Genomic DNA, 5,151 nt, shown 5'->3' with positions numbered 1-5,151 from the left:
GTGCAGGGGTGTCGACACGGGGTCAATCCTGCCAGCCTCAATCTCTGTGGCCGGGCGTCGGTAGCCTGCAGCCATGTCGAGTCCAGTGGTGGTGGCCGAGATCGTCCGTTCGGGGTTCGTGGAAGGACACCACTACGGATCCGTCGTGGCCCTCGACGCCGAGGGTGCCGTCGCCTGGTCGGTCGGGATGGTCGACGAGCCGGTGCTGCCGCGCTCGTGCAACAAGCCCGTCCAGGCCCTGGGCATGGTGCGCGCCGGCCTCGACCTGCCGCCCCACCTGCTCGCCCTCGCCTGCGCCTCGCACTCCGGGGAGCCCTTCCACGTCGAGGGGGCGCGGCGCATCCTGGCGTCCGTCGGTCTCGCCGAGGACGCCCTGCAGACGCCCGTCGACTACCCGATCGACGACGAGGCGCGCGAGGAGGTGATCCGGGCGGGCGGGTCGAAGTCGTCGATCCTGATGAACTGCTCGGGCAAGCACGCAGCGATGCTGGCGACCTGCGTGGCCAACGGCTGGCCCATCGACACCTACCTGGCCCCTGACCATCCGCTGCAGCAGGTGATCGCCGAGACGTTCACCGACCTGACCGGTGAGCCGGTCACCACGGTGGCGGTCGACGGGTGCGGGGCGCCGCTGCTCTCCACGTCGCTCGTCGGTCTCGCCCGCGCCTTCCGGAGCCTGGCCGTGGCCACCGAGGGGCCCGAGCGCCGCATCGCGGACGCGATCCGCGAGCACCCGGCGTACGTCTCCGGCACCCGACGTGACGAGCTCGCGCTGCTGACCGCGCTCCCCGGCGCCATCGGCAAGGCCGGCGCCGAGTCCTGCTATGCCGTGGCCCTCCCCGACGGTCGTGCCTTCGCCCTCAAGACCGACGACGGCGCTCCCCGGGTGCGCCCGGTGCTGATGGCCGAGGCGCTGCGTCGCTCCGGCGTCCTGGAGCTCGACGGCGTGGACGCCGACGCCGTGCGCCGCACCGGCCAGCACGTGCTGCTGGGGGGCGGCGTACCGGTCGGCGAGATCCGCGCCAGCTGGTGAGCTAGCGCCGAACCCCTGTTCCCATGCGGGGTGTGGTGGTGATCACGGTCCTGGAGTTTGCATTCTGCTAACAAGTGTTAGCACTATGGAGGCATGGCCAAGGACAGCAAGGACGCGAAGGACGGCAAGACCGTCGTCGCGTCCCTCGGGGACTTCCTCCGGGAGCAGCGGCTCGCGTCGCGTCTCTCCCTGAGGCAGCTGGCCGACCAGGTCGGCGTCAGCAACCCCTACCTGAGCCAGATCGAGCGCGGTCTGCGCCGTCCCTCGGCCGAAGTTCTCCAGCAGATCGCCAAGGCACTGCGCATCTCCGCCGAGCAGCTCAATGTGCGGGCGGGGATCRTGAGCCCCGACCCGGGTGTCGGGGGGTCGGTCGAGCTGGCCGTCCTGGCCGACACCGGACTGACCGAGCGCCAGAAGCAGTCGCTGCTGGACGTGTACGCCTCCTTCCTCGCCCTCAACGCGGGGCAGGCGGACGACCGCAGCTGAACCGACCCGGCCGCGATCACCGTGATCGGGTCGGCACCCTCAATCGAAGGAGCATCACCATGGCCAAGGCCACCCTCCCCAAGCCCGTTCTCGCCTACGTCGGCGTGACCGACCTCGCCGTCGAGATCGTCCGTGACCTCGTCACCGAGACCCAGACCCGCATCGCGGGCGTCCAGAAGACCGCCGGCGACCCCAAGGCGCTAGCCGACCGCGCCACCACTGTCGTGAACGCCCGCGTCGACGCCCTGGCCAAGGACGCTAAGTCCCGCCGCGAGGCCATCGAGGCCCGCGTCGCCGACCTCCAGACCGAGGCCAAGGCCTACCCGGGCAAGGTCCAGAAGCTGGTCGACGACAGCGTCGACACCGCCACCGACACCTACGCCGACCTGGTCAAGCGCGGCGAGACCCTCGTCGGCCGCGTCCGTCGCCAGGAGTCCACCCGGGCCACCGTCGCCGCGGCGAAGACCACCAAGGCCAAGGCCAAGACCACCACGACGCAGGCCAAGAAGGCCGTCGAGGCGGAGACCACCGCCACCAAGAGGACCGTCACCGCCCGCAAGACCGCCGCGAAGAAGAGCAGCGCCGCGAAGAAGAGCACCACCAAGTCCGCTGCGTCCAAGGCTCCGGCGTCGAAGACCACCGCGTCCAAGAGCACCGCGTCCAAGACCACCGCCTCGAAGACCGCGGCCACGAAGGCTCCGGTCCGCACGGCTCCGGCCAAGAAGACGACCACCGCCCAGAGCAGCGCCAAGGCGACCGTGACCGCGGCCCAGAAGACCGCCGCCAGCGCCACCCAGGCCGTCACCGAGGCCGCCGAGAAGGTCGGCGACTGAAGGACTGGTGCCGCTAGCGGCACCGACGACGACCAGCTGGCCCTCTTCTGAGCCGGTTGCTCACAGACACGACGACCCCCAGCCCGACGGGCTGGGGGTCGTTGTCATCTTTGGGAGGCAGAGCCTCGGTCATCGGCCGCTGGTGACCTCGGCGAGCGCCGGACGGACGTCGGCGAGGTAGACCAGGGCGGCGATGGTGAAGACGAGAGGGATCAGGTTGATCGGCGAGGCGTTGATCATCAGCACCTGCGCGAGGAGGCCGAGACCCAGAATGATGCTCCACGCGGGCTTGGTCAGCTTGCCGGTCGCCGTGTAGGCCTCGGCCGAGTACATCAGCGAGCTGATGAAGGCATAGGCCTTGACCGCCAGCATCGCCAGCGTGACGACGAGGTAGACGTATCCCTGGAACTCGAAGAAGGCCACGGGACCAGCCTAGTTCAGGCTCGGCGGCGTCCGGTGGACCTGGAGCYGGCCTTGTCCTCGGCCTTGGCGCGGGAGGTGGCCTCCCGGCGGCTGCGGCGGCTGTCGAGCTCGGCCTCGGAGTCGAACCCGTAGCCATAGCCGTACCCATAGCCGTAGCCGGTCCGGTTCTTGCGGCTGGGCGCCAGGTTGATGACCACGCCCAGCGCCTTGGCGTCCACCGCATCGAGGCGTTCGAGGGAGTGCTGGAGCTGGTCCTTAGTCGTCCGGCCGTGGCGGACCACGACGATGGCGCCGTCGGCCTGGGTGGCGAGCAGGGCCGCATCGGTGACCGGCAGCAACGGCGGTGCGTCGATGATGATCACGTCGAAGTCGCGGCGCAGGTCGGAGAGCAGCGTCTCCATCGCGTGCGACTGGAGCAGCTCCGAGGGGTTGGGCGGGATGGGTCCGCAGGCCAGGACCCGCAGCCCGGAGGTGCCGTAGTCCTGGAGGGCGTCGCCCATGCTCAGCCTGCCGACGAGCACGTTGGTCGTGCCGACGGCTCCGTCGAGGCCGAGGCGCTGGGCGATGAGCGGACGACGCAGGTCGGCCTCCACGAGGACCACCCGTTGGCCGGCCATCGCCGTGGTGAGGGCCAGGTTGATGGCAGTGGTGGTCTTGCCCTCGCCGGGCAGCGAGCTGGTCATCACGATGACCTTCTGCTCGGCGTCGACTTCGACGTACTGCATGTTGGTGCGCAGCACCCGGAACGCCTCGGCCCACGGGGTGGCCGAGCTCAGGACATCGAGGGGCGCCAGGTTGGCGGCGTCGTCGGTGGCGATGTTGCCGAGGATGGGTGCGTCCGTGACGGCGGCGATGTCGTCACCGGTGGTGAGCGACGTGTCGAGCAGCTCCCGGGTGATGGCCGCGCCGACGCCGAGCAGCAGGCCGAGCACACCGGCCAGGGCCAGGTTGCGCACCGGCTGCGGTGAGACGGGTGCAACGCTCTCCACGGCGTTGTCCACGATGCTGGCCCGGATCGGGGCGCGGCTCTCGCCGTCAGGCGTCTCGAGCTCCTTGACCAGGGCCGTCAGCTCCTCGCCGTAGGCCTGGGCGATGTCACGTGCGCGTCCAGAGTCCATGTCGACGGCCGTGATCTCGAGGATGACCGTCTCGGGGACCACGCTGGCGGCGACCGCCTGCATGAGCTCCTCTGGGTCAGAGCCGTCCCCGAGGCTGTCGCTCACCTGCTCGGCGAGGGCTCGGCTGGTCACCAGGTCGGCGTAGGACGTCACGCGCTGGGTGGCGAAGAGGTTTCCCGTGTAGGCCGAGCTGGAGTCCGACTCGCTGGTGGTGGAGACGAAGAGCCTGGTCGACGACTCGTACTGCGGGGTGGCCTGAAGGGTGAATACTCCCGCGAGCGCCAGCGCGGCGATCAACGTGGCCATCACGAGACGCCAGCGCCTACGGACGGTCTGCCAGTAGTCCTTGAGTTCCACGCGGTTCCGTTCCCGAGCTCGAGCATTGGACCACCTCACCTTACGGGGGGGAGGGCCGAGGGCTGTCATCGTGGCGAACGGTGTCCGGCGGGTATGGTCACCGCGGTTGTCCGACACACAGGGGAGAAGTCACGCATGTCGCTGGACTCGGAAGAGCGCCCGTGGGGCTCTTGGCACGTCATCGACGAGGGTGACGGCTACAAGGTCAAGCGCATCCACGTGTCTCCCGGACAGCGATTGTCCTACCAGACCCACGAGCACCGCTCGGAGCACTGGGTCGTCATCTCCGGAACCGCGACCTGCCTCGTCGAGGGCGAGACCGTGGTCGCGGAGGCGGGCAGCTCGGTCGACGTGGCGCTCGGTGCGGCACACCGCATCATCAACGCCCACGACGAGGAGCTCGTCATCATCGAGGTGCAGCGGGGCGGCTACACCGGCGAGGACGACATCCGTCGGCTCGAGGACGACTACGGGCGCTCCGAAGCCTGCAGGTAACGGCCCAGCGCGACGAGCGCGTCCTCGGGCTCGAAGCCGGTGGCCCGGAGCTTGTCCAGGGACATCGCCGAGCGGAGGGGGCGGGGGGCGAAGGGGTCCCCCTTGTCCAGCACGCCGGCGGCGTAGTCGTCGGTGCTGATGGGGGTGACGTCGTCGGCCGACCGCCCGGACGCCCCGAAGACCGCCTGTGCGACCTCCGCCCAGGACATCGCCGGGCCGCCATTCGAGACGTGGTAGGTGCCGTGCTCCGACCCCGTCTCGAGCAGGTGCCGCGTGGCGCGCACCAGCTCGTCCGTGAAGGTGAGGCGACCGACCTGGTCAGAGACCACGCTGGGGGAGACGCCCTTGCTCGCGAGGGACTGCATGGTGCGGACGAAGTTCTTGCCCTCACCGATCACCCACGAGG

7 protein-coding genes are annotated in these 5,151 nt (G+C 69.8%); 4 read left to right on the top strand and 3 right to left on the bottom strand.

Annotation, left to right across the window (positions count from 1 at the left end; translation table 11 throughout):
• Positions 1–73 precede the first annotated feature (73 nt).
• The 3 genes from ACXJKL_RS14040 (at position 74) to ACXJKL_RS14030 (ending at position 2,352) form a co-directional block, all read left to right on the top strand.
• The gene (locus tag ACXJKL_RS14040; RefSeq protein WP_457207662.1) at positions 74–1,033 is read left to right on the top strand and encodes an asparaginase; all 960 of its coding nucleotides are present in this window, start codon (positions 74–76) and stop codon (positions 1,031–1,033) included.
• A 93-nt stretch (positions 1,034–1,126) separates the two neighbouring features.
• Positions 1,127–1,519: a helix-turn-helix domain-containing protein gene (locus ACXJKL_RS14035; protein ID WP_457207661.1), complete on the top strand. Its 393-nt coding sequence runs from the start codon at positions 1,127–1,129 to the stop codon at positions 1,517–1,519.
• A gap of 59 nt (positions 1,520–1,578) precedes the next feature.
• A complete protein-coding gene (locus ACXJKL_RS14030) occupies positions 1,579–2,352 on the top strand; it encodes a hypothetical protein (protein ID WP_457207660.1) in 774 nt (257 codons plus the stop codon).
• Between the two features lie 129 nt (positions 2,353–2,481).
• Here ACXJKL_RS14030 and ACXJKL_RS14025 read toward each other — a convergent pair whose 3' ends face one another.
• Positions 2,482–2,775 carry a DUF2516 family protein gene (locus ACXJKL_RS14025; protein ID WP_457207659.1) on the bottom strand — a complete coding sequence of 98 codons (294 nt, stop codon included), beginning with the start codon at positions 2,773–2,775 and terminating at the stop codon, positions 2,482–2,484.
• Between the two features lie 14 nt (positions 2,776–2,789).
• Positions 2,790–4,250, bottom strand: a complete 1,461-nt coding sequence (locus ACXJKL_RS14020; protein WP_457207658.1) for a polysaccharide biosynthesis tyrosine autokinase — start codon at positions 4,248–4,250, stop codon at positions 2,790–2,792.
• A 135-nt stretch (positions 4,251–4,385) separates the two neighbouring features.
• On the opposite strand from ACXJKL_RS14020, the gene ACXJKL_RS14015 reads away from it, so the two are divergent.
• On the top strand, positions 4,386–4,745 hold the full coding sequence (locus tag ACXJKL_RS14015) for a phosphomannose isomerase type II C-terminal cupin domain (RefSeq protein WP_457207657.1): 360 nt from the start codon (positions 4,386–4,388) through the stop codon (positions 4,743–4,745).
• On the opposite strand, the gene ACXJKL_RS14010 is transcribed toward ACXJKL_RS14015, so the two are convergent.
• The coding region (locus tag ACXJKL_RS14010) for a sugar nucleotide-binding protein (RefSeq protein ID WP_457207656.1) at positions 4,718–5,151 on the bottom strand (434 nt) is incomplete at its 5' end. The genes ACXJKL_RS14015 and ACXJKL_RS14010 overlap by 28 nt on opposite strands.

The organism is Nocardioides sp. P5_C9_2, from assembly GCF_054049555.1.
Note: the sequence above shows the minus strand (reverse complement) of the source record. Positions and strands in the feature narration are given on the sequence as shown.

Excerpts from the sequence above, each read along its gene's own strand:
- ACXJKL_RS14040 (WP_457207662.1), top strand. The coding sequence starts at position 74 with ATGTCGAGTCCAGTGGTGGTGGCCGAGATCGTCCGTTCGGGGTTCGTG.
- ACXJKL_RS14030 (WP_457207660.1), top strand. The coding sequence starts at position 1,579 with ATGGCCAAGGCCACCCTCCCCAAGCCCGTTCTCGCCTACGTCGGCGTG.
- ACXJKL_RS14015 (WP_457207657.1), top strand. The coding sequence starts at position 4,386 with ATGTCGCTGGACTCGGAAGAGCGCCCGTGGGGCTCTTGGCACGTCATC.